Origin of the sequence: Rhodopseudomonas sp. BAL398 (genome assembly GCF_033001325.1) — a bacterium.
In the GTDB taxonomy this organism is placed as follows: domain Bacteria; phylum Pseudomonadota; class Alphaproteobacteria; order Rhizobiales; family Xanthobacteraceae; genus JARJEH01.
The window spans coordinates 1320250-1343928 of the sequence record NZ_CP133111.1; the positions used below are offsets into that span (position 1 = coordinate 1320250).

Annotated in this window: 18 protein-coding genes; 2 read left to right on the forward strand and 16 right to left on the reverse strand. The window is 64.2% G+C overall.

Annotation, left to right across the window (positions count from 1 at the left end; genetic code table 11):
- Positions 1 to 76 precede the first annotated feature (76 nt).
- Entirely contained in the window at positions 77 to 1762 is a 1686-nt protein-coding gene (locus tag RBJ75_RS06290; RefSeq protein WP_044413308.1) for a glutamine--tRNA ligase/YqeY domain fusion protein, read from the reverse strand.
- 194 nt (positions 1763 to 1956) lie between these two features.
- Here RBJ75_RS06290 and gltX point away from each other — a divergent pair, with 194 nt between their 5' ends.
- Both gltX and gltA read left to right on the forward strand, forming a co-directional pair.
- Entirely contained in the window at positions 1957 to 3381 is a 1425-nt protein-coding gene (gene gltX / locus RBJ75_RS06295) for a glutamate--tRNA ligase (protein ID WP_044413305.1), read from the forward strand.
- 153 nt (positions 3382 to 3534) lie between these two features.
- On the forward strand, positions 3535 to 4839 hold the full coding sequence (gltA, locus tag RBJ75_RS06300; protein ID WP_044413302.1) for a citrate synthase: 1305 nt from the start codon (positions 3535 to 3537) through the stop codon (positions 4837 to 4839).
- Between the two features lie 98 nt (positions 4840 to 4937).
- Here gltA and lpxB read toward each other — a convergent pair whose 3' ends face one another.
- From lpxB to dnaE, 15 genes are all read right to left on the reverse strand, one after another.
- The gene (lpxB, locus tag RBJ75_RS06305; protein WP_044413299.1) at positions 4938 to 6140 is read right to left on the reverse strand and encodes a lipid-A-disaccharide synthase; all 1203 of its coding nucleotides are present in this window, start codon (positions 6138 to 6140) and stop codon (positions 4938 to 4940) included.
- Entirely contained in the window at positions 6137 to 6994 is an 858-nt protein-coding gene (locus tag RBJ75_RS06310) for an LpxI family protein (protein ID WP_044413297.1), read from the reverse strand. Before RBJ75_RS06310 ends, lpxB begins: the two co-directional genes overlap by 4 nt.
- A gap of 21 nt (positions 6995 to 7015) precedes the next feature.
- Entirely contained in the window at positions 7016 to 7816 is an 801-nt protein-coding gene (gene lpxA / locus RBJ75_RS06315; protein ID WP_044413295.1) for an acyl-ACP--UDP-N-acetylglucosamine O-acyltransferase, read from the reverse strand.
- An 8-nt stretch (positions 7817 to 7824) separates the two neighbouring features.
- The gene (fabZ, locus tag RBJ75_RS06320) at positions 7825 to 8280 is read right to left on the reverse strand and encodes a 3-hydroxyacyl-ACP dehydratase FabZ (RefSeq protein ID WP_044413292.1); all 456 of its coding nucleotides are present in this window, start codon (positions 8278 to 8280) and stop codon (positions 7825 to 7827) included.
- Entirely contained in the window at positions 8280 to 9290 is a 1011-nt protein-coding gene (gene lpxD, locus RBJ75_RS06325; RefSeq protein ID WP_080901085.1) for a UDP-3-O-(3-hydroxymyristoyl)glucosamine N-acyltransferase, read from the reverse strand. The genes fabZ and lpxD overlap by 1 nt, the downstream gene beginning before the upstream one ends.
- A 34-nt stretch (positions 9291 to 9324) precedes the next feature.
- A complete protein-coding gene (gene bamA, locus RBJ75_RS06330; RefSeq protein WP_044413321.1) occupies positions 9325 to 11856 on the reverse strand; it encodes an outer membrane protein assembly factor BamA in 2532 nt (843 codons plus the stop codon).
- Positions 11857 to 12025: 169 nt separating this feature from the next.
- Positions 12026 to 13177, reverse strand: a complete 1152-nt coding sequence (gene rseP, locus RBJ75_RS06335; protein ID WP_044413290.1) for an RIP metalloprotease RseP — start codon at positions 13175 to 13177, stop codon at positions 12026 to 12028.
- Positions 13178 to 13220: 43 nt separating this feature from the next.
- Complete coding sequence (dxr, locus tag RBJ75_RS06340) at positions 13221 to 14444, reverse strand: 1-deoxy-D-xylulose-5-phosphate reductoisomerase (RefSeq protein WP_044413288.1); 1224 nt, start codon at positions 14442 to 14444, stop codon at positions 13221 to 13223.
- A gap of 4 nt (positions 14445 to 14448) precedes the next feature.
- Positions 14449 to 15297: a phosphatidate cytidylyltransferase gene (locus tag RBJ75_RS06345; RefSeq protein WP_276156248.1), complete on the reverse strand. Its 849-nt coding sequence runs from the start codon at positions 15295 to 15297 to the stop codon at positions 14449 to 14451.
- Between the two features lie 5 nt (positions 15298 to 15302).
- The gene (locus tag RBJ75_RS06350; RefSeq protein ID WP_044417673.1) at positions 15303 to 16061 is read right to left on the reverse strand and encodes an isoprenyl transferase; all 759 of its coding nucleotides are present in this window, start codon (positions 16059 to 16061) and stop codon (positions 15303 to 15305) included.
- A 241-nt stretch (positions 16062 to 16302) separates the two neighbouring features.
- Positions 16303 to 16857 (reverse strand): ribosome recycling factor, encoded by a 555-nt coding sequence (frr, locus tag RBJ75_RS06355; RefSeq protein WP_044417671.1) that lies wholly within the window; start codon positions 16855 to 16857, stop codon positions 16303 to 16305.
- Between the two features lie 53 nt (positions 16858 to 16910).
- Positions 16911 to 17627, reverse strand: coding sequence for a UMP kinase (pyrH, locus tag RBJ75_RS06360; RefSeq protein ID WP_044417669.1), 717 nt, complete (start codon positions 17625 to 17627; stop codon positions 16911 to 16913).
- 66 nt (positions 17628 to 17693) lie between these two features.
- Positions 17694 to 18620, reverse strand: a complete 927-nt coding sequence (gene tsf / locus RBJ75_RS06365) for a translation elongation factor Ts (protein WP_044417667.1) — start codon at positions 18618 to 18620, stop codon at positions 17694 to 17696.
- Between the two features lie 127 nt (positions 18621 to 18747).
- Positions 18748 to 19752, reverse strand: a complete 1005-nt coding sequence (locus RBJ75_RS06370) for a 30S ribosomal protein S2 (RefSeq protein WP_044417665.1) — start codon at positions 19750 to 19752, stop codon at positions 18748 to 18750.
- 210 nt (positions 19753 to 19962) lie between these two features.
- Positions 19963 to 23412 carry a DNA polymerase III subunit alpha gene (gene dnaE / locus RBJ75_RS06375; RefSeq protein ID WP_276156193.1) on the reverse strand — a complete coding sequence of 1150 codons (3450 nt, stop codon included), beginning with the start codon at positions 23410 to 23412 and terminating at the stop codon, positions 19963 to 19965.
- Positions 23413 to 23679: the final 267 nt, after the last annotated feature.

Below are 23679 nucleotides of genomic sequence, written 5' to 3' on the forward strand. Positions count from 1 at the left end.
TCGCTCCTCGACAGGCGCGGCAGCAAGCCTAACCGGAAACCGATCGGGAGCAACTGCCCGAGCTGGCGGCGTGCGCTCAGGCCTTGCCGCCGACCTCCTTGGCGAAAGTGTCGCGCAGCCCGATGGTGCGGTTGAAGATCGGCTTGGCGGCGGTCGAGTCCCGGTCGCGGGTAAAATAGCCCTGCCGCTCGAACTGGATCGGCTCCGACGAATTGGTCTGGGCGATCGCCGGCTCGACCCTGGCGTCGGTCAGCACTTCGAGCGATTGCGGGTTGAGGTCGGCTTTGAAATTGCCGGCGTCCGGCGACGGCGTCGCAAACAGCTGATTGTAGATCCGGATCTCGGCCGGCACCGACTGCGCCGCCGGCAGCCAGTGCATCGTCGCCTTCACCTTGCGGCCATCTAGAGCGTTGCCACCACGGGTTTCGGGATCGTAGGTGCAGCGCAGCTCGACCACCTCGCCCGCATCGTTCTTCACCACCTCGCGGCAGGTGATGAAATAGGCGTAGCGCAGCCGGACCTCGCGGCCGGGCGACAGCCGGAAGAATTTCTTCGGCGGATTCTCCATAAAGTCCTCTTGCTCGACATAGAGCTCGCGGCCGAACGTGATCTTGCGGGTTCCCGCCTCCGGATTGTCCGGATGGTTGATCGCCTCGAGCTCTTCGCTCCGGCCTTCCGGATAATTCTCGATCACCACTTTGAGCGGCCGCAGCACCGCCATCCGGCGCAGCGCGCTCTTGTTGAGCTCTTCGCGAATGCAGAATTCCAGCATGCCGACATCGACGACGCTGTTGGCCTTCGCCACGCCGATGCGCTTGATGAATTCGCGGATCGCCGCCGGCGGCACGCCGCGCCGCTTCAGCCCGGCGATGGTCGGCATCCGCGGATCGTCCCAGCCGGTGACATGGCCGCCGCGCACCAACTCGGTCAGCACCCGCTTCGACAGCAAGGTGTAGGTGATATTGAGCCTGGCGAATTCATATTGCCGCGGCTTCGACGGCACCGGCAGCTTGTCGAGCAGCCATTCATACAGCGGCCGGTGATCCTCGAATTCCAGCGTGCAGATCGAATGGGTAACGCCTTCGATCGCGTCGGACTGGCCGTGGGCATAGTCGTAGCTCGGATAGATCGACCAGGCGTCGCCGGTGCGCGGATGGATGGCGTGCAGGATGCGGTACAGCACCGGGTCGCGCAGATTGATGTTGCCCGCCGCCATGTCGATCTTGGCCCGCAGCACCCGCGCGCCGTTGGGGAATTCGCCGGCTTTCATGCGGGCAAACAGGTCGAGATTGTCGTTCACGGAACGGTCGCGGAACGGGCTGTTCATGCCCGGCTCGGTCAGCGTGCCGCGGGCGATCCGGATTTCCTCCTGGGACTGGTCGTCGACATAAGCGTGGCCGTCGCGGATCAGCTGTTCGGCCCAGCCATACAGGCGCTCGAAATAATCCGAGGCATAGAACAGGTCGGTCCCCCAATCGTAGCCGAGCCAGTGCACGTCGGCCTGAATCGAATCGATATATTCCTGCTCTTCCTTGGTCGGATTGGTGTCGTCGAACCGCAGATGACAACGTCCGCCGAATTCCTGGGCGATGCCGAAATTCAGCGCGATCGACTTGGCGTGGCCGATATGAAGGTAGCCGTTCGGCTCCGGCGGGAACCGGGTCACGATCTGGCTGTGCCTGCCCGAATCGAGATCGGCCTGCACGATGTCGCGAATGAAGTCGCGCCCTGCTTCGGCCGTTGCTGCGTCTACCGTCGTCATAAGATGATTTTCCTGCCTGTCGGAACCGCTGGCGTATCTGCCAAATCCGGCGCCCGCCGCCAAGCCCTGGCTGCGCCAAGGAAGACTTTAGTTATGCGCCGTTCCTGCTATACACCCTCCGCGCCGCTGCGGCGCGCCAATCGTCCGGGCGCCACCGTGGCGCGCCAATCATCCAGGTATCGAATCCCGATCGCATGACCCGTCCCGTCGTCACACGCTTTGCGCCCTCGCCGACCGGCTTCCTCCATATCGGAGGCGCCCGTACCGCTTTGTTCAATTGGCTCTATGCGAAGAAGCATGGCGGCCGGATGCTGCTGCGCATTGAGGACACCGACCGGCAGCGTTCCACAGAGCCGGCGATTGCGGCGATTCTCGACGGGCTGAAATGGCTCGGCATCGACTGGGACGGCGACACCATCTACCAGTTTGAGCGCGCCGCGCGACACCGCGAGGTCGCCGAGCAATTGCTGGCCGCCGGCAAGGCCTACCGCTGTTACGCGACGGCCGAGGAATTGACCCGGATGCGCGAAAGCGCCCGCGCCGAGGGCCGCTCCAAGCTCTATGACGGCAGCTGGCGCGATCGCGATGCCTCCGAAGCGCCACCCGACGTCAAGCCGACGATCCGGCTCAAGGCGCCGCTGACCGGCGAGACCGTGATCGAGGATCAGGTCCAGGGGCGCGTGGTGTGGCAGAACGAGAATCTCGACGACCTGGTGCTGCTGCGCGGCGACGGCAACCCGACCTATATGCTCGCGGTGGTGGTCGACGATCACGACATGGGCGTGACCCACATCATTCGCGGCGACGACCATCTGATCAACGCCGCGCGGCAGAGCCAGATCTACGATGCGCTGGGCTGGGAACTGCCGAGCATGTCGCACATTCCGCTGATCCACGGCCCGGACGGATCGAAGCTGTCGAAGCGTCACGGCGCGCTCGGCGTCGACGCCTACCGGGCATTGGGTTATCTGCCGGAGGCGCTGCGCAACTATCTGGTCCGGCTCGGCTGGAGCCATGGCGACCAGGAAATCTTCTCGACGCAGGAAATGATCGACGCCTTCGAGTTGTCGGCGATCGGACGTTCGGCGGCGCGGTTCGATTTCGCCAAGCTGGAAAACCTCAACGGCCATTACATCCGCCAGGCCGACGATCAATCCCTCGTGACCATGCTGGAAGATCTGCTGCGCTATATCCCACACGGTTCCGAGATCGCCGCCAAGCTCAATGACACCACGCGCGCGCAATTGTTGCGGGCGATGCCGGGGCTCAAGGAGCGCGCCAAGACCCTGATCGAACTGCTCGACAATGCCGGATTCATCATCGCCGACCGCCCGCTGGTGATCGAACCGAAGGGATTGGCGGTGCTGACGCCGCCAACCCGGCAATTGATCGGCCAGTTGCATGACGCGCTCGAAAGCGTCGCGACGTGGACCTCGGAAACCACAGAGGCGGCGATGCGGGCCTTCGCCGAGCAGAGCGGGTTGAAACTCGGCGCGGTGGCCCAGCCGTTGCGCGTCGCCTTGACCGGTCGCACCACTTCACCAGGTATTTTCGACGTTCTGGCGGTACTGGGGCGCGAGGAATGCCTGTCCAGGCTTGCCGATCAGGCGCAGCGCTAGGCTACCGCCGGCCGGTCGGCCCGCCTTGCAGTGCACACGGCAATAAGCTACCCATTTGGCCTGTAGTTCTAATTCATTCCAGCTTCGCTCGGCGTGTCGTCAGGCTGTCGCGCGCGCACTGGTTTCGGCAACGATCTCATCGGGGACCACACGATGGACGCAACAACAACCACTAAATCAGCCACACTCACGGTTGGAAACAACAGCTACGACCTGCCGATCCTGACCGGGACGATCGGGCCCGACGTGATCGACATCGGCAAATTATACGCCCAGGCCGGAATGTTCACCTACGATCCCGGCTTCACCTCCACCGGCAGCTGCCAGTCGAAGATCACCTATATCGACGGCGATGCCGGCATTCTGGAATATCGCGGCTATCCGATCGAGCAGCTCGCCAACAATGGCGACTTCCTCGAAACCTGCTATCTGCTGCTTTACGGCGAACTGCCCAACAAGGCCCAGAAGGAAGATTTCGACGAGCGCATCACGCACCACACCATGGTGCATGAACAGATGGCGCGGTTCTTCCATGGCTTCCGTCGCGACGCCCATCCGATGGCGGTGATGGTAGCGTCGGTCGGTGCGCTGGCGGCGTTTTATCACGACTCCACCGACATCAACGATCCCAAGCAGCGCATGATCGCCTCGATGCGCATGATCGCCAAGATCCCGACGCTGGCGGCGATGGCCTACAAATATTCGGCCGGTCAGCCGTTCGTGTATCCGAAGAACTCGCTCGACTTCGCCGCCAACTTCCTGCGGATGTGCTTCGCGGTGCCGTGCGAGGAATATGTCGTCAACCCGGTGCTGGCCAAAGCGCTCGACAAGATCTTCACCCTGCACGCCGACCATGAGCAGAATGCCTCGACCTCGACGGTGCGGATCGCCGGCTCGTCGGGCGCCAATCCGTTCGCCTGCATCGCCGCCGGCATCGCCTGCCTGTGGGGCCCGGCGCATGGCGGCGCCAACGAAGCCGCGCTGGCGATGTTGTCCGAGATCGGTTCGGTGGAGAACATTCCCGAATTCATCAAGCAGGTGAAGGATAAGAACAGCACCGTCCGCCTGATGGGCTTCGGCCATCGGGTCTACAAGAACTACGATCCGCGCGCCAAGATCATGCAGGATGTCTGCCACCAGGTGCTGGCGGAAACCGGCCATCATGGCGACCCGCTGTTGAAGATCGCCATGGAGCTGGAGAAGATCGCGCTCAGCGATCCGTACTTCATCGACCGCAAGCTGTATCCGAATGTCGATTTCTATTCGGGCATCACGCTGAAGGCGATGGGCTTCCCGACCGACATGTTCACCGTGCTGTTCGCGGTGGCGCGCACCGTCGGCTGGATCAGCCAGTGGAGCGAGATGATCGAGGATCCGCAGCAGAAGATCGGCCGGCCGCGCCAGCTCTATACCGGCGCCGCACGCCGCGACTATGTGGACATCTCGAAGCGCGGTTAATCGGCGCCCGAGTCCAACACACCATCAATCGGCGAACCGCCCCGCGGTTCGCCGATTTGCTCTGAGGCCTGCCGCGCCGCGACGAAGCGGCTCGAACATCAAGTGGACAACAGCCCCAGGACGATGTCGGCGGCGCGGGCGCTCGGCGATTGCTCGCCGGTGGACATGATCACGTCGATCCGCGCAAAGCCGTCGAGCTGGCGCTGCCGCTGCGGGGTGTCGGCGAGCACATCCTGCAACGCCGCCGCCAGCGCTTCGGGCGTACAGGCCTCCTGCAGCAATTCCGGCACCACATTGTCGCCGACCACGAGGTTGGCGAGGATCACCGAGGCCGAGCGGATCACCCGCTTGGCGATCCATGCCTCGATCGCGCCGCCCCGATACGCCGCCACCATCGGAACCCCGGCAATCGCCACTTCGAGCGTGACGGTGCCGGATTTCGCCAGCGCGGCGCGCGCGATCCGAAACGCCGCCTTCTTGTCGTGGTCGCCGACGACGATTCTGGGCTGCACCGGCCAGGTCTTCACCGCGGCAGTGACCGCGTCCTGCAGATGCGGCAGCGTCGCCAGCACCAGATCGATCGGTTGGCTCTTCGCCAGCAGCAGGCCGAGCGCCTCACCGAACACCGGCATCAAATGCGCGATCTCGCTGCGCCGGCTGCCCGGCAGCACCACCAGCACCGGTGGCTGCGCCGCGCGCCGCGCTTGCTCCTGCGAGTTCGGCCGCAACGTATCGATCTGCTCGACCAGCGGATGTCCGACATAGCTGCAAGGCGGACCGCGCAGCTCGCGATAGGCCTGCGGCTCGAACGGCAGCAGCGCCAGCACGTGGTCGATATAACCGCGCATCTTGCGGGCGCGTCCGGGGCGCCATGCCCACACCGTCGGCGACACATAATTGACGATCTGTATCGACGGATCGCGGGCGCGGACGCGGCGCGCCACCCGATGGGTGAAATCCGGACTGTCGATAATCACCAGGATGTCGGGCGCCGCCTGATGGACCGCATCGGTGGTCTCGGCAATCCGGCGCAGGATCATCGGCAGTTGCCGGACCACCGCCGACAGGCCCATGATCGACAATTCCTCGATCGGAAACAGCGAGACCAGTCCCTCGCGCGCCATCGCCTGCCCGCCGACACCCTCGAACCGCACCGCATCGCCCAATCGCTGCCTCACCTCCGTCATCAGCGCCGCCCCAAGCCGGTCGCCGGATTCCTCGGTCGCGATCAGGAACAGCTTACGAACGCCCTCGGGCTTGGTCGGTGCCCCGGCGTCGGATGCGGATGTCGGCGATGTCATGCGGTCAGGCCTGTAATGAACAGGCCTGCTCTGTCGGCGGCCTCGATCGTCATCTGGGAGTCGGCGACCAGCGTATTGCCGGCGACAACGGCGATGCCGGCAAGGCCGGCGGCCGCGACGCCCTCGATGGTCCGCGGCCCCAGTGTCGGCAGATCGAAGCGCAGATCCTGGCCGCTCTTGGGCGCCTTGACCAATACGCCACGGCGTATCCTGGCCTGGATCGCCCCGGATGCACGCAGCCGCGCCACATTGGCCAGCAGCGCGTCGGTGCCGCCAATATCCTCGAGCGCCACCACATGCCCGTCGATCACCACCGCCCCCTGCCCGATATCGAACGGACCCAGCGCCGCCAGCACCGCTCGCGCCTTGGCGATGTCGGCCAGTTGACCGGCATCGGGTGTGGTGTGCGTGAGGCTGCCTGGCGGCATCAGCAAATCGGGAGCGACGTCCTTGATGCCGACCAAGCGAAAACCATCGCGTTCGAAAATCCGGCCGATGCTGGACAGCAGATGATCGTCACCGCCCCGATAGGCCGCCAGAATGCCGCTCAGGACCCGAACCGTTCCCCAGTCGAACCGCACATGCAGCAGCGACGGCCGCACCAGGGAGCCGATGAACACCAGATCGCGGCAGTTTTCGGCGCGCAGCAGCCGTTTCAGCCGACCGAACTGGCCGAGCGAAATCCAGTGGTGCCGAAATCGCGCGACCCGCTCGGGATCGCAAAAGCCGCGCAGCGCGAACAGCGTCGGGGTGATGTCGCGCGCCAACAACGAATCGGCGACCGCGAATGGCAGCACGCCGCCGCCGGCGATCACACCGACCGGCGAGCTTATCGTGCAAACTTGATCGATCATCGGCCGCCTTGCGTTGCGAGGTCAGGCGTCGGCGGCGCCATCCGCCGCCATGCACAGCGGACGCTTGCCGCCACTGATGAAGGTCAATATCTCGGCGATTGCCGGATCCTCGTCGCCGCGATGCTGCACGCTTTGCAGCCGATCCGCAAACAATCCGGGACGGTGGAACAGCTCGTCGAAAAACGCCCTGATCAGCGTCAGCCGCTCGCGGCTGATCTTGCGGCGTCGCATCCCGACAATGTTCAGCCCCTCCAGACGCGCCGGCGCGCCGCGCGCCAGCGCATAGGGGATGACGTCGTCGCGCACACCGCTCAGCCCGCCGATCATCACCTGCGGCCCGATCCGGACGAATTGCTGCAGCGCCGTGACGCCGCCGATAAAGGTGTAATCGCCGACCTCGCAATGCCCGGCCAGCGTCGCGGTATTGGCGAAGATCACGTCATTGCCGACGATGCAGTCGTGGCCGATATGGCTGCCGGTCATGATGAAGGCGCGGTCGCCGAGCCGGGTCACGCCACGGCCGCTGGCGGTACCGAGATTCATCGTCACGGATTCGCGAATGGTGCAGTCATTGCCGATGGTCAGTTTGGTCGGCTCGCCCTTGTAGCCCAAGGATTGCGGCGGCGTGCCGAGCGAGGCGAACGGGTAGATCGTGCAACCATCGCCGATGCTGGTGTGGCCGGTGATGTGGACATGGCCGATCAGCTTGCAATTGGCGCCGATCACGACGTCGCGCCCGATCATGCAATAGGGGCCGACCGATGTGCCGTCGCCGATCGTGGCGCCGTCTTCAACCCGCGCGGTGGGATCAATCTTGCTCATGGCTGCGATCAGTCCGTCAACATTGCGCCGACGTCGGCTTCCGCGACGACCACGCCATTGACCTTGGCTTCGCCGTGAAACCACCACATGTCCTTGCGGCGACCGATATTGCGCATGTGGTACTCGACCGTGTCGCCGGGCAGCACCGGCTTGCGGAACTTGCATTTGTCGATGGTGAGAAAATACACCGCGCCCGGTTTTTCGGTGCCCGACACCGAAAGGATGACGATCACACCGGCGGTCTGCGCCATGCCCTCGACGATCAGGACGCCCGGAAACACCGGGCGTTCCGGAAAGTGCCCCATGAAGGGAGGCTCGTTGACGGTCACGTTCTTGATGCCGATTCCGCTGTAATCACTGCGGACATTCACGATCTTGTCGATCATCAGGAACGGATAGCGATGCGGCAACGCTTTCATGATTGCGTTGATATCGACCGTCTCGAAAGTAACCGCTGCATCCATCAGTTTGATTCCTTGCCTGCCGGATTGCTCCGTGCCGCTACGGCCCCCTGCGGCAGAGGCTGATCGGCGGCTATGTCTTCGTCGATAATGCGTGCCGGCACAACCTTGGCGCCGTCACCAATTCGAACGTGACTGCGGATTTGTGAGGCGGCTCCCAGCTCGACCCCGTCGCCGAGGGTCGTCGAGCCGGCCAGGCTCGCCTGTGCGCCGAGACGGCACAGCCGCCCGATGGCGGCATCGTGCCCGATCCGGACCTGGCTGTCGATCTTGCTGCCTTCCCCGATCACGGTATCCCGCATGCTCCCGCGCTCGATCGTCGCGCCGGCGCCGATCTCGACGTCATTCTGGATCAGCACCCGTCCGAGATGCGGCAACCGCGCCGCGACCTCCGGGGCGAACGCAAATCCGTAGCCGTCCTGGCCGATATGGCATCCCGGCTGCAGCACGACATTGTTGCCGATCAAGGCGGATTGAACGGTGCAGGCCGGTCCGATCCGGCAGCCCCTGCCGATCCGAACATTGGCGCCAATGATCACTCCGGAGCCGATCACACTGTCGGCGCCGATCTCGACGCCCGGTCCAACCACCGCCAACGGATCGATCGCCACGCCGTCTTCCAACCGCGCGGTCGGATCCACCACCGCGGAGGCCGCGATGCCGACAATGCCGAACCAAGATTGCGGTGAAAGCCGCTCGCGATACAGTTCGCCCGCCACGGTGACGAAGGCCAGCAGCGGATCGGCGACGCGCAGCACCGCGACGTGTGGCGGCACAGCCGCCTCGAAGCGCTCGTTGACCAGACAGGCGCCGGCCAGGGTCGCGGCCAGCTGTGCGGCGTATTTGGCGTTATCGAAGAAGGTTAGGTGGATCGGTCCGGCCTCGTCGAGCGAGGCCAGCCCGGTGATGCGCTGACCGCCGCGGGACGCATCGATCAGATGCGCCCCTGCAATCTTGGCCAAATCAGCAAGGCTCATCGGTGGCGGAGGCTTCAAGAAACTCGGCTGTGCCATACCGTCCGTCGCGGCCCGGCCCATCGCCGAGACCTCAGAACGAGGTCCCGCCGCCGAACTTGAACTCCTGCACCCGGTCGTACTTACCCTTGGTGATCGGGATCGCGTAGTCGAACCGCAGCGGGCCGAACGGCGAGGCCCAGATCAGACCGACACCCACCGAGGTCCGAACCACATTGCTGTTGTCATACTGCAAGCCTGCGCAGGTCCCGACCGAGCTCTGGTTGGCCGGAACGCAGCCCGGCGCATTGACTTCGTTGGTGAGCCCCCAGGAGGTCGGGCCCTTGTAGTCGAACAGCGAGCCGGCGTCGGCATAGACCGCGCCCTTTAAGCCGACTTCCTTGGGCAGGAACCAGAACGGCATCTGCAATTCGGCCGATGCTCCCCAATAATTGGTGCCGCCCAGCGCGTCGCCGCCCTCGCCGTTCAGCGCATAGATGCCGATGTCACGCGGGCCGATGCCATTGGGTGCAAAGCCGCGAACCAGGTTCGGCCCCATCTGGAAATGGTCCAGCATGCGCAGCTGATTGCCACCATAGGTCGACAGGTTGCCGCCCTGCAGATGGACCAGGCCGACAATGTCGGACACCAGCGGCGCATAGTATTTCGCGTCGAAGGCCGACTTGATGAACTTCACGTCGCCGCCAAGGCCGGCGAAGTCCTGTTTGAAGTCGATCAACAGGCCGTCGGTCGGGTTCTTGGTGTTGTCGAGCGTGTTGTAGGTCAGGGTATAGCCGATCGACGAGGTCCAGACCGTGCCACCGGCCAGGCCGATGCGAACCGGCAGAGAGGCTTCGCCGTCGCCGTAACAGCCGTAGGCTCCGTAACCGGTGTTGTTCGGATTGCCCGAATTGATGAAAGCGGGGGTCGGGAAGTAGGACGAGCTACCCAGATTGTTGTTACAATTGTTGAGGTAGTTCGGCAGCTCGATGTCCTGCTTGTAGATCGAATAGCGGATCTGCAAGGCCAGATCCTCGCGCAGACCGAAGCCGAGGCGCGGGCTGAAGCCGAGGGTCTTGGTCGTATAGGAAATGTAGCTGTTGGCCTTCTGCTCGCGCTGGTACAGGTCGAGCCCGAGCGCGACCCGATAGTCGAGCAGATAGGGTTCGACCACCGACAGCGAATAGCCGCGGGCATATTGGCCATACTGCACCGTCGCCTTGGCGAACAGGCCGGTTCCCAACAGGTTGCGCTCGGAGATGCTGACTTCGGCCAGCGCACCGTCGCTGGTGGAGTAGCCACCCGAGACCGAGAAGTCGCCGGTGGATTTCTCCTCGAGGTCGACGACCAGGATGACGCGGTCGGTCGACGAGCCGGGCTCGGTGACGATCTTCACAGATTTGAAGAAGTCGAGATTCTTCAGCCGGCGCTCGGCGCGGTCGACCAGCGCCCGGTTATAGGCATCGCCTTCCGAAATATCGAATTCGCGGCGGATCACATAGTCGCGTGTCCGGGTATTGCCGCGGATATTGATGCGCTCGATATAGGTGCGTGCGCCCTCCTCGATCGAATACACGATCGACACGGTATGATCTTGGAAATTCCGGTCGCCGCGCGGGCGCACCGTGGCGAAGGCGTAGCCTCGCCGCGATGCCTCGACGGTCATCTCCTCGACGGACTTCTCCAGCGCTTCGGCGTTGTACAGCGAGCCGACGCTGACGCGCGAGAAGCTGCTCAGCGAATTGCCGTCCAACGTCGGAATGCTCGACTGGAACTCCACCGAACCGACCCGGTACTGCTGACCTTCCTCGATCTTGAAGGTGACCAGGAAGCCCTTGCGCTCGGGATCATATTCGGTCAGCGCGGCGACCACCTGCACATCGGCATAGCCATGCTTGAGATAGAAGCGGCGGATCAGGTCGCGATCAGCCTCGACGCGATCGGGATCATAGAGATCGCCCGACGCCAGGAAGCTGAGGAAATTGGATTCGTGGGTGCGGATGACGTCCTTGAGCCGATAGGACGAATAGGCATTGTTGCCGATGAACTGGATCGACTTGACGCCGGTCTTGGCACCTTCGACGACCGTGAAGACCAGATCGACACGGTTGTTGGGCCGCTCGATCACCTCGGGGGTGACCTGGACGTCGTAACGTCCCGAGCGGCGATAGATTTCGGCGATCCGCAGGGTGTCGGACTGCACCATCGGGCGCGACAGCGTCCCGCGCGGCTTGGACTGGATCTCAGCCGAGAGCTGCTCGTCCTTGATCTTCTTGTTGCCTTCGAACGCCACGCGTCCGATCACCGGGTTTTCCACCACGGAGACGATCAGCCGGCCACCGACCTGGTTGATCTTGACGTCACGGAACAGGCCGGTCTCGATCAAGGCCTTGAGGCCATCATCGATCCGCCCCTTGTCGAGGCGACCGCCCGGACCTGGCTTGAAATAAGAGCGAATGGTCTCGACCTCGACCCGCCGGTTGCCCTCAACCTGGATCGAAGCCGCGGTTTGCGCGGCAGCGGGCGAAGTCACCATCGACGCGGTCGCGGTAACGGCGACCGGAATGGCGAAACCCATCAGAGCGGCAACGAGGCCCCTCTTTAACACTCGCAATCTCACATTCATGCGCCAAGCGCCCTTGTCATTCCAGTGCCGAAGCGAAGCCTGTGCCTCGACAGAATCCCATTCATTGCATTGCTTGTAGACAATTTCGCCGGGAGGGCAAACGACCATTCGCAATGCGATTTCAATTTCATTCCAATACGTTGCCTATCGGCCACGTTCGCCATCAAAGTCACGACGACGCCAGGTGCAAGATGTCATTGTAGGTCGCGAACACCATCAGCATCAGCACCAGTCCGAGGCCGATTCGGAAGCCCATTTCTTGCGCCCGCTCCGACAGCGGCCGGCCGCGCGCGGCTTCGACCGCATAGAACAAAAGATGACCGCCATCGAGCAAGGGCACCGGAAACAGGTTCAACAATCCGATCGAGATCGACAGCACCGCAGCCAGATGCAGCAGCGGGGTGAATCCGATGGTCGCGACCTGGCCGGAAATCTGGGCGATTCGCAGCGGCCCGCCGAGCTGATCGGCGGCCTCACGGCCGGTGAAGATGCCGCCAATATAGGACAGCGTGCGGTCGACCACGAACCACGTCTCCTTAACGCCCATCACGAAGGCCGTGGCTGGATCGACCCGCTCGGTGGTGACTTCGCCGGCCGCGGTGGAGCGGCTGATGCCGAGCACGCCCTGCCGGTGGACATTGCCGAAACTATCCTTGAGTTCCCGCATTTCGGGAGTCGCCCGCAAAGTGACGGTGGAATCGCCACGCTTGACGGTGAAGGTCAGCGGCTCCCCGGCCTCGACGCTGACGGCGCGCTGCATCTCGGTGAAGTTGCGAATCGGATTGCCTTCGATCGCCACGACGACGTCGCCGCTCTGGAACCCGGCGGTCGCGGCCGGACTGCCGGCCTGCACCTTGTCGACCCGCGCCGAGGTGTTCGGCACCCCGAAAAACGTGAACAGGCAGGTGAAAATCACGATCGCCAGGATGAAATTCGCGATTGGGCCGGCGGCGACGATCGCCGCGCGCGGCGCCACCGGCTTGTGGTGGAAGCTGCCGGCACGTTCTTCGGCGGTCATTTTCGCCAGCGATTCGCCGGACGGCGTGCTGGCCTCGCTGTCATCGCCGAAGAACTTGACGTAGCCGCCGAGCGGCACCGCGGAGATCTTCCAGCGGGTGCCGTGGGAATCGTTGAAGCCGATCAGTTCCGGGCCGAAGCCGAGCGAAAAGGTCAGGATCTTGACGCCATTCCAGCGCGCCACCAGGAAATGGCCGAGTTCGTGGAAGAACACCACGATCGTCAGCACGAACAGGAACGGCACCACGTAACCCACGATTCCGTGGCTTAACGTATTGAAACCGTTTAGAAAAATATCGGCCATCCCATTCCCCTCAAGCAGAACCGACGGCTCTGTTCCCCATGCTCTAGGATGCCTTTGCGGCAATTTGAGGCAATAGGGTGGCGGCCATTTTTCTCGCCGCATGGTCAACGCCGATGGCGTCGTCGGCCGAATTCAGGGGCGCGAGATTTCCGGCCCTGATCCAGGCGTTCAACGTGTCTTCCACCAGCCTGGTGATCGCGCCGAAGCGGATCTTCTGGGCGATGAACGCCGCCACGGCGATTTCATTGGCGGCGTTATAGACCGTGGTGGCGCCCTGCCCGGTGCGCAGCGCCTCATAGGCCAGGCGCAGCGCCGGGAACCGGTCGAAATCCGGCGCTTCGAAGGTCAGCTGGCCGATCTTGGCAAGGTCGAGTGTCGCGGCGCGGCCGACGATCCGGTCCGGCCAGCCCAGGCAATGCGCGATCGGAATCCGCATGTCCGGCGCGCCGAGCTGCGCCACCACCGAACGATCGGAAAACTCCACCATGCCGTGGATGATCGACTGCGGGTGCACCAGCACCTCGATCTGCTCGGGCGACAGCGCGAAAAGATACGCCGCCTCGATCACTTCCAGCCCCTTGTTCATCATCGAGGCCGAATCGATGGTGATCTTCTGCCCCATGCTCCAGTTCGGATGCTTCAGCGCCTGCGCCAAAGTGGCCTGTTCGATATCGGCGGCGGCCCAGGTGCGGAACGGGCCGCCCGAGGCGGTGATGATCACCTTGGTCAGCTCGTGACGGTTGCCGGAACTCAAGGCCTGGAACAGGGCGTTATGCTCGGAATCCGCGGGCAGGATATTGGCGCCGGCGGCAAGCGCGCGGGTCATGAAGAAATCGCCGGCGCACACCAGGCATTCCTTGTTGGCCAGCGCGATGGTGGTGCCGCGGTCGACCGCCGCCAATGCGGGCTTCAACCCGGCGGCGCCGCTGATCGCGGCCATGATCCAATCCGCAGGGCGCTCGGCCGCCTCGATGATGGCGCTTTCGCCGGCACCGCAGGCGATGCCGGTGCCATCCAGCGCGTCGCGCAGCTCGCCGAGCAGCGACTCGTCGGCCACCGCCGCGAACTGCGCGCCGAACTCCTTGGCCAGCTTGGCGAGCCCCTCGACGTTGCGATTGGCGGTCAGCGCCTCGACTTGATAACGCTCGGGCGCGGCGCGCAGCAGATCCATCGTGCTGTCGCCGATCGACCCGGTGGCGCCCAGCACGGTGATGGAGCGGACGCCGGCCGCGGTGCTCTTGGCGTTACGTAAAGGGACTGCGCTCATATTTTCACCAAACCATAAGACCGTGACCGACGCCATCCACCCCGCCCCGCAGCGCGCCGAACAGGACGGCGAACACCGCCGCCGCGACGTAGCCGTCGAGCCGATCGAGCAGTCCACCATGGCCGGGAATGATGTGACTGGAATCCTTGACGCCGAACTGCCGCTTTACCGCCGATTCGAACAGGTCGCCGAGCTGTGACACGGTCGAGAGAACCGCGGCAAGTATCAGAAGCGGCGCGAATTTTCCGAATCCGAAGGCGGCGAAGCCGGCCCCGATCGCCAGGCTGGCGACAAATCCGCCAATGGCACCGGCCCAGGTCTTCTTCGGGCTGACCCGGGGCCACAATTTCGGGCCGCCAATGCCGCGGCCAGCAAAGTAGCCGCCGATATCGGTGACCCACACCACCAACAGGATCAGCATCAGCGCGACAAAACCATGGTCCGGATCGTTGCGCAGCAGAATTGAGGCAAACAGCGCCGCAGCGGCGTAGCAAAAGCCGGTCACGGCCCAGCGCCGCGGCGCCGGGGTCGACAATCCGACCGCCACCAGTCCGATGGCGATTGCGGCAAGCGAGGCATCGAGCCGGGCCAGCGCGAGACCGATCCCGCCCCCCGCCAGCGCAAGACTCCCGGTACCGATCAAAGGCCAGTTTTTGCCGGCACCGACCACGGTCAGCCATTCGACATAGAGCCCGATCGCCACCAGCGTCACCAGGATCGCCCAGGGCCAGCCTCCGATATAGGCCAAAGCGACCGACCCCGGCGCCAGCACCAGGGCGGTGCCCACGCGCATCAACAGGTTTCGCGAACCTTGCTCGGCCGCCGGCGCTGGCGCCGCGTTGTCCTGGTTCACGCCCGTCACGATCCTGTTTTCGCGGCCAGCCCGCCGAATCGGCGCTCCCGCCTTGCATATTCGGCGATCGCGCTTTCCAGCGCGGCCTTGTCGAAATCCGGCCAATGAATCGGCACGAACACCAGTTCACTGTACGCCGCCTGCCACATCAGGAAATTCGACAATCGTTGCTCGCCGCTGGTGCGGATGATCAGGTCAGGATCCGGAATCTCCGGCGCATCGAGATATCGCCCCAGGGTTTCGACGTCGATGCTGGCGGGATCGCGCGTTCCCGCCGCGACCTCCCGCGCCAGACGCTGCGCGGCGTTGGCGATCTCCTGCCGCGAGCCGTAATTGAAGGCGACGACGAGATTGAGCTTGGTGTTGTTGCGGGTCAGCTCCTGCGCTTCGTCGAGCAAGGCGCACAAATCGCGCTCCAGCCCCTCGCGTTCGCCGATCACCCGGACTCGCACCCCGTCGCGATGCAACGACGCCAGATCGTTGCGGATGAAGCGCCGCAGCAGGCCGAACAGGTCGCCGATCTCGGTCGCCGGCCGCGACCAGTTTTCCGAACTGAACGAGAAGATCGTCAAATAGCGGATGCCGAGCTCATTGGCGCCGCGGACCACGCGGCGCAGCGCCTCGACGCCGCGGCGGTGCCCCTCGGCCCGCGGAAGACCTCTGGCTGCCGCCCAGCGTCCATTGCCGTCCATGATAATGGCGACATGCGCGGGCGTCTCGGACAGGTCCGATCGGTCAGGCGCGGGCGCGGCAGCGTTCGACATAGGTCAATTCCCAAAGCGTGTTCCCGCGAAGAGGCTTCCCAATGGCCGCAAGAAATAGTCCAGATCAACGGGTTACGGAACTTGTCAGCGCGCCCCATCAGCGCCTTGATGGGCCTGTGAGCCACCCCGCGCGGCCAAGTCTGATTCCAGGCACGCTTAGACTGTATCGATTTCAAATTGCCCAAGCATGCCTTTTTGGGACGAATCGCGCCGCCGTGGCCGATCCCGTCAGTCGCCCAACCTAAACCGTCAGAATTTCCTTTTCCTTGCTCGCGAGCAATTGGTCAATTTCGGAGATCGTGCTGTCGGTCGCCTTCTGCACCTCGCCGTCCAGCCGCTTCTGGTCGTCCTCGGAAATTTCGTGGGCCTTTTCGAGCTTCTTGATGGTGTCCAGACCGTCACGGCGCACATGACGCACCGCAACGCGGGCGGCCTCGGCGTATTTATGGGCGACCTTGACCAGTTCCTTGCGGCGCTCCTCGTTGAGTTCCGGAATCCGCAGCCGCAGCACGGTGCCTTCGGTGGCCGGGCTGAGGCCGAGATTGGAATCGACGATCGCCTTCTCCACCGCCTTCACCATCGACTTGTCCCAGACCTGGACCGACAGCAGCCGCGGCTCCGGCACGCTCACGGTCGCCAGCTGATTCAGCGGCATATGGCTGCCATAGGCCTCGACCTGAACCGGCTCCAGCATCGAGGACGCCGCGCGGCCGGTTCGCAGGCCGCCGAGCTCATGCTTCAGCGCCGATGTGGCGCCGTCCATCCGGCGCTTCAAATCATTGATGTCGAATGGCATCCTACTCTCCTTCACAATTCTTATTCATTGATCGGGGCACGCGGCCACCGATGTCAGCCCGCCACGACGGTCGCGCGGCCTGCTCCACCGAGCACCGCGCCAATCGAACCAGGCTCGGCGATCGAGAACACGATGATAGGCAGCGACGTCTCGCGGGCAAGCGCGAAAGCGGTCGCGTCCATGACCTTGTAGCCGCCTTGCAGCGCCTGGGAATGAGTCAGACTGTCGAACCGCGTCGCGGCGGGATCGAGCTTCGGATCGGCGCTGTAGACGCCATCGACATTGGTGGCCTTGAGCACCGCCTGGGCGCCGATTTCCGCGGCACGCAAGACCGCGGTGGTATCAGTCGTAAAGAATGGATTTCCGGTGCCGCCGGCGAGCAGGACGATCCGGCCCTCGGCGAGATAGCGCGCGGCCGCAGCCTGGGTGAACAATTCGCAGACTTCCGGCATCGACAGCGCCGACAAAGTCCGCGCCGATTGACCGTGCCGCTCCAGCGCTTCGGCGAGCGCCAGGCAATTCATCACCGTGGCGAGCATGCCCATGGTGTCGCCGGTGGTCCGCGAGACGCCACGCGACGAGACTTCGACGCCGCGAAAAATATTCCCGCCGCCGACCACAACGGCGATGTCGACGCCGAGCTGCCGGGCCGCAATCAGATCGCCGGCGACGCGGTCGATGGTGGGCTGGTCGATGCCGTAGGACTGAGCCCCGGCGAAATATTCGCCCGACAGCTTGACCACGACGCGACGATAGACCGGCTCACCCATGATGCGATCGGTTCCGTTCGAAGAGTGCAACTCCCGGCCGCAGCGGCCGGGAGATCGTTTCCGCGATTACTTCTGGCCGCTGACAGCCGCAACTTCGGCGGCGAAGTCGGAGGTCTGCTTTTCGATGCCCTCACCGAGCGCGTAGCGCACGAAGCCGGTCAGCTTGATCGGCGCGCCGACCCTGCCTTCGGCTTCCTTCACCGCCTGCGCGACCGACTTGCCCTTTTCGTCATGGATGAACGCCTGCTCCATCAGGCAGACTTCCTTGAAGTAGGTCTTCAGGCCGTTCTCGACGATCTTTTCGATCATCGCCTCGGGCTTGCCCTGCTGCCGATACTTGTCGGCCATGACGTCCTTCTCGCGGCGCACCAGCTCCGGATCGAGGCCGGACGGATCGAGCGCCTGCGGGTTGGTGGCGGCGACATGCATCGCCAGCTGCTTGCCGAGCGCGTTCAGCTCGTCGGTCTTGCCGGTGGATTCCAGCGCGACGATCACGCCCATCTTGCCGGCGCCATCGATCACCGCGTTATGCACGTAGCTCGCCACCACGCCATGCGTGACTTCGAGTTGGGCGGCGCGGCGCAGCGTCATGTTCTCGCCGATGGTGGCGATCGCGTCGGCGATCGCGGCCGCGACGGTCGACGAGCCGACCGGTGCGGCATTGATCTTGTCGACGTCGGCGCCGACCTTCAGCGCCACCTGCGAGATCATCTTGACCAGGCCCTGGAACTGCTCGTTGCGGGCGACGAAATCGGTCTCGGAATTGACTTCCACGACGACGCCCTTGGTGCGCTCGGTCAGCGCGCCGATGAGGCCCTCGGCGGCGACGCGGCCGGCCTTCTTGGCGGCCTTCGACAGGCCCTTCTTGCGCAGCCAGTCGATCGCGGCATCCATGTTGCCGTCATTTTCGGTCAGCGCCTGCTTGCAATCCATCATGCCGACGCCAGTGGTCTCGCGAAGGTCCTTGACCATCGCAGCGGTAATCGTTGCCATCGCTAATACGTCCTTTGCCTGTCAGGGCGAACCCGGCGCAGCCACGGCCCGCGGTCCACCATCAGGAATTTATAGGAGATTTTGAAGACGGAACGTTGCGGCCGGGGCCCGGCCGCAACGTCGAGCGTTATTCCGCTTCGGCGGTCATCGCCTTGGCCTGGGCAACCCAGGCATCGGCGCGGCTCGGCAGGCCGACCTCTTCGCCGATCTTCTGCGCATTGTCGTGATCCAGTTCGGCCAGCTGCCAGAAATGGAAGATGCCAAGATCGTTGAACTTCTTCTCGATCTCGCCGGACACACCGGTCAGCTTCTTGAGGTCATCGGCGGTGCCGCGCGGACCCGCAAGACCCTGGAACGCGACCGGCTCGGTCGCAACCACCACCGGGACGTCCTCGCGCAGCGGCTGCATCGCCGCGCCGAGATCCATGCCGGAATCGCCCTGGGCGCGCGAAATGCCGTCGATCACCGCGCGGGCGATCAGATCGCAATACAGCGTGATGGCGCGACCGGCATCGTCATTGCCGGGGACCAGATAGGTGATGCCCTTGGGGTCGCAATTGGTGTCGACGATCGCCGCCACCGGAATGCCGAGCCGCTGGGCCTCCTGGATCGCGATGTCTTCCTTGTTGGTATCGATCACGAAGATCAGATCCGGCAGGCCGCCCATGTCCTTGATGCCGCCGAGCGAGCGATCGAGCTTGTCGCGCTCGCGCTGCAACGTCAGTCGCTCTTTTTTGGTGTAGGCGTTGGCGTCGCCGGAATTGAGCACCTCGTCGAGATGACGCAGCCGCTTGATCGATCCGGAAATCGTCTTCCAATTGGTCAGCGTGCCGCCGAGCCAGCGCGAATTGACGAAGTACTGCGCCGAGCGCTTGGCGGCTTCGGCGACGCCGTCCTGCGCCTGACGCTTGGTGCCGACGAACAGCACCCGGCCGCCCTTGGCGACGGTGTCACTGATCGCCTGCAGCGCGCGGTGCAGCAAAGGCACGGTCTGCGCCAGATCGATGATGTGAATGTTGTTGCGGGCGCCGAAGATGTACTCTGCCATCTTCGGATTCCAGCGGTGCGATTGGTGACCAAAGTGAACGCCAGCTTCGAGAAGCTGACGCATTGAAAATTCGGGTAGCGCCATCGTGATATTCTCCGGTTGGTTCCTCCGGAAGCGTGTGAGCAAACAAGCCTTGCTGCAGATAAGCCTGCAGCGCGGCCCGGATGCCACCGGACGGCGGTTAAGCCATGCTTCCGTGTGAGATGGCGCGGTATATAGCTGGATTCTGCGCAGAAGCAAGGCAATCCGGCGTCTGCGCGGGCCGCAGACTCGACATTCACCCTGCCCGGCCGCTCACAGCGATTCGACGTGCTCGACGCCGCTGACCGCCTTGATCGCCCCGGCCACCTGCGGGGAGACCTGGAAGCGGCCCTTGAGCTCGAATTCGACTTCGGTCAGCGGATCGAGCCGCAGCACGATCGCGACATTGCCGCCGGCCCCCATCGCGTCCGGCGCCTGCAAGCGTTTGGCTAGCGAATCCAACGGCTTGGTGTCGCGCAGGAAGATCCGCAACCCCTTCTGGGTCTTGGCCGCGGCAGCATCCAGCGGCTCGGCATGCAGCACCCGGGCGCGAACATCCTCGCCCTGCAATTCGGCGCCGAGCTGCAGCAGCACCGCGGCACCGGGCTCCAGCACGTCGCGATATTGCGCCAGCCCTTCCGAGAACAGCACCGCCTCGAAATGCCCGGTCGGGTCGGACAGGCCCATAATGCCCATCTTATTGCCGGTCTTGGTGCGCCGCTCCATCCGCGACACCACGGTGGCGGCGACCTTGCCGGCGGTGGCGCCGCTTTTCACCGCGCGGCAGAATTCGGCCCAGGACTGCACCCGCAGCCGCTTCAGCGCGGTGGCGTAATCGTCGAGCGGGTGGCCGGATAGAAAGAAACCGATGGCGTCATATTCGCGGCGCAGCTTCTCCGCCGGCAGCCAGGCCTCGATCTGCGGCAGCATGATGGTGGGCGCGTCGGCCATGCCGCCGAACATGTCGTTCTGCCCCATGGTGGCGGCCTGGTGGCCGCGCTGGCAGGCCGCCAGGATCGCCTCGGCGCCGCCAAATACCCGGGCGCGGTTGGAATCCAGCGTGTCGAACGCACCCGCCGCCGCCAGGCTCTCGATCACCCGCTTGTTGATGGCGCGCGGATTCACCCGGGCGGCGAAATCCGCCAGCGAGGTAAAGGCCCCCTTCTCGCGCGCCGCGACGATCAGTTCGACCGCCTGGGCGCCGACGCCCTTCAGGCCGGCCAGCGCGTAATAGATGGTGCCGTTGCTGACCTCGAAGGTGGGGCCCGAATGGCTGACCGAGGGCGGCTCGACCTTGATGCCCAGCCGCTGCGCCTCGGCGCGGAATTCCGACAGCTTGTCGGTGTTGTGAATGTCGAGCGTCATCGACGCGGCGATGAATTCGACCGGATAATGCGCCTTCATATAGGCGGTCTGGTACGACACTAGCGCATAGGCCGCGGCGTGGCTCTTGTTGAAGCCGTAATCGGCGAATTTGGCCAACAGGTCGAAGATGGTATCGGCCTGGGCCTTGGTGACGTCATTCTTCATCGCGCCGGCGACGAAGATGGCGCGCTGCTTCTCCATCTCGGCGCGGATCTTCTTGCCCATCGCGCGGCGCAGCAAATCGGCTTCGCCGAGCGAGTAGCCGGCCATCACCTGGGCGATCTGCATCACCTGTTCCTGGTAGATGATGACGCCGAAGGTTTCCTTCAGAATCGGCTCCAGCATCGGATGCAGATATTCCGGCTCCTCGTCGCCGTGCTTGCGGGCGCAATAGGTCGGAATATTCGCCATCGGGCCCGGCCGATACAGCGCCACCAGCGCGATGATGTCCTCGAAACGGTCGGGCCGCATGTCGACCAGGGCCCGGCGCATGCCCTGGCTTTCCACCTGGAACACGCCGACCACGTCGCCCTTGGCCAGCATCTGGAAGCTCGTCGCGTCGTCGAGCGGCAGTGTCGGCAGATCGACCACGACGCCGCGCTGCTTCAACAGCTTCACAGCGACGTCGAGCACGGTCAGCGTCTTCAGGCCAAGGAAGTCGAATTTGACCAGCCCCGCGGGCTCGACCCATTTCATGTTGAACTGGGTCACCGGCATGTCGGATTTCGGATCGCGATACAGCGGCACCAGCTCGCTCAGCGGCCGGTCGCCGATGACGATGCCGGCGGCGTGGGTCGAGGCGTGGCGGGTCAGGCCCTCGAGCCGCTGCGCGATGTCGAAGGCCCGCGCCACCACCGCGTCCTCGTCGCGAAACGCCTGCAGCTTCGGTTCGCTTTCGATCGCCTGCTTCAGCGACACCGGCGCCGCAGGATTTTGCGGCACCAGCTTGGTCAATTTATCGACCTGGCCATAGGGCATCTGCAGCACGCGGCCGACGTCGCGCAGCACACCGCGGGCCTGCAGCGTGCCGAAGGTGATGATCTGCGCCACCTGGTCGCGGCCGTAGCGCTCCTGCACGTAAGTAATGACTTCGCCGCGGCGGTCCTGACAGAAATCGATGTCGAAATCCGGCATCGAGACGCGTTCCGGATTGAGGAAGCGCTCGAACAGCAGGCCGAAGCGGATTGGATCGAGATCGGTGATGGTCAGCACATAGGCGACCAGCGATCCGGCGCCGGAGCCGCGGCCCGGGCCGACCGGAATGCCCTGGGCCTTGGCCCATTTGATGAAGTCGGACACGATCAGGAAGTAGCCGGCGTAGTTCATCCGGGTGATGACGTCGAGTTCGAACGCCAGCCGGGCGCGGTAGTCCTCCTCGGTCATGCCTTGCGACACGCCATGCACCTTGAGCCGGTTGCGCAGCCCCTCCTCGGCCTGGGCCCGCAACACATCGACTTCGCCGCTCGCGGCAGCCGCGGCGTCGGAATCGGCGCCGACGGTGAAGCGCGGCAGGATCGGCTTGTGGGTGCGCGGCCGGAATGCGCAGCGTTCGGCGATCTCCACCGTGGAGGCCAGCGCCTCCGGCAGGTCGGCGAACAGCACCGCCATTTCGGCCCGGGTCTTGAAGCGATGATCGGGCGTGAGCTGCGGCCGATCGGATTCGGCGACCAGCCGCCCGGCCGCGATGCAGAGCAAGGCGTCATGGGCCTCGAAATCGTCGGCGGCGGCAAAATGCGGCTCGTTGGTCGCGACCAGCGGCAGGCCCTTGGCATAGGCCAGATCGATCAGGCCGGCTTCGGCGCGGCGCTCATTGTCGGTGCCGTGGCGCTGCAACTCGACATAGAGCCGGTCGCCGAACATCTGCGCCAGCCGGTCGCAGCGCAGCGCCGCCAACCCCGCCTGATCGGCATTGAGCGCGAGCGCGATCGGCCCTTCCGGACCGCCGGTCAGCGCGATCACGTCTTCGGCCTCGCCTTGCAGCCACTCGAATTTGATATGCGGCGCCTGATGGATCGGCGTCTCCAGAAACGCCCGCGAATTCAGCTTCATCAGGCTGCGATAGCCACGCTCGCGGGTCGCCAGCAGCACGATGCGCGCCGGTGCCAGCGCATTGCGGGCATTGGGGTCCTGGTCGCCGAAATCGATCGCCAATTCGCAGCCGACGATCGGCTGAATGCCGTAACCGGCGAGCTTTTCAGAAAATTCCAGCGCGCCGAACATGTTGTCGGTATCGGTCAAGGCCAGCGCCGGCTGCCGATCGGCCTTGGCCAATTCAGCCAGCCGCTGAACTTTCATCGAGCCCTTCAGCAGCGAATAGGCTGAATGAACGTGCAGATGGACGAATCCGGCATTGGTCATTGGCGCGACAACGATTTCACGGGATCAGGTTATGGGACCGGCCGGCGCGGAACCCGCAACCGACTCGGCCCCATGGTGCGTCTGACAGCCGGCACTGTCCATGCAGAACTGGCCCGGCGGCCGAACGCGCCGGCTTATCCCCAAGGGGACGCGCCGGGACCTTCCGTCACCTCGCGCTCGAGCGACGGACTTTAGAGCTGTGGAATGACTTGCGCCCAGACTGCGATCATTCCGACGAAAAGCACGATCGACGCCAGCGCCGCCGCT

Coding starts and splice junctions, on each gene's coding strand:
- RBJ75_RS06350 (WP_044417673.1), bottom strand. CDS start 16,061: ATGTCGAACGCTGCCGCGCCCGCGCCTGACCGATCGGACCTGTCCGAG.
- lpxA (WP_044413295.1), bottom strand. CDS start 7,816: ATGAGCAAGATTGATCCCACCGCGCGGGTTGAAGACGGCGCCACGATC.
- dnaE (WP_276156193.1), bottom strand. CDS start 23,412: ATGACCAATGCCGGATTCGTCCATCTGCACGTTCATTCAGCCTATTCG.
- RBJ75_RS06290 (WP_044413308.1), bottom strand. CDS start 1,762: ATGACGACGGTAGACGCAGCAACGGCCGAAGCAGGGCGCGACTTCATT.
- RBJ75_RS06310 (WP_044413297.1), bottom strand. CDS start 6,994: ATGATCGATCAAGTTTGCACGATAAGCTCGCCGGTCGGTGTGATCGCC.
- frr (WP_044417671.1), bottom strand. CDS start 16,857: ATGCCATTCGACATCAATGATTTGAAGCGCCGGATGGACGGCGCCACA.
- dxr (WP_044413288.1), bottom strand. CDS start 14,444: ATGAGCGCAGTCCCTTTACGTAACGCCAAGAGCACCGCGGCCGGCGTC.
- pyrH (WP_044417669.1), bottom strand. CDS start 17,627: ATGGGTGAGCCGGTCTATCGTCGCGTCGTGGTCAAGCTGTCGGGCGAA.
- gltA (WP_044413302.1), top strand. CDS start 3,535: ATGGACGCAACAACAACCACTAAATCAGCCACACTCACGGTTGGAAAC.
- lpxB (WP_044413299.1), bottom strand. CDS start 6,140: ATGACATCGCCGACATCCGCATCCGACGCCGGGGCACCGACCAAGCCC.
- rseP (WP_044413290.1), bottom strand. CDS start 13,177: ATGGCCGATATTTTTCTAAACGGTTTCAATACGTTAAGCCACGGAATC.
- RBJ75_RS06370 (WP_044417665.1), bottom strand. CDS start 19,752: ATGGCGCTACCCGAATTTTCAATGCGTCAGCTTCTCGAAGCTGGCGTT.
- gltX (WP_044413305.1), top strand. CDS start 1,957: ATGACCCGTCCCGTCGTCACACGCTTTGCGCCCTCGCCGACCGGCTTC.
- tsf (WP_044417667.1), bottom strand. CDS start 18,620: ATGGCAACGATTACCGCTGCGATGGTCAAGGACCTTCGCGAGACCACT.
- fabZ (WP_044413292.1), bottom strand. CDS start 8,280: ATGGATGCAGCGGTTACTTTCGAGACGGTCGATATCAACGCAATCATG.
- lpxD (WP_080901085.1), bottom strand. CDS start 9,290: ATGGCACAGCCGAGTTTCTTGAAGCCTCCGCCACCGATGAGCCTTGCT.
- bamA (WP_044413321.1), bottom strand. CDS start 11,856: ATGAATGTGAGATTGCGAGTGTTAAAGAGGGGCCTCGTTGCCGCTCTG.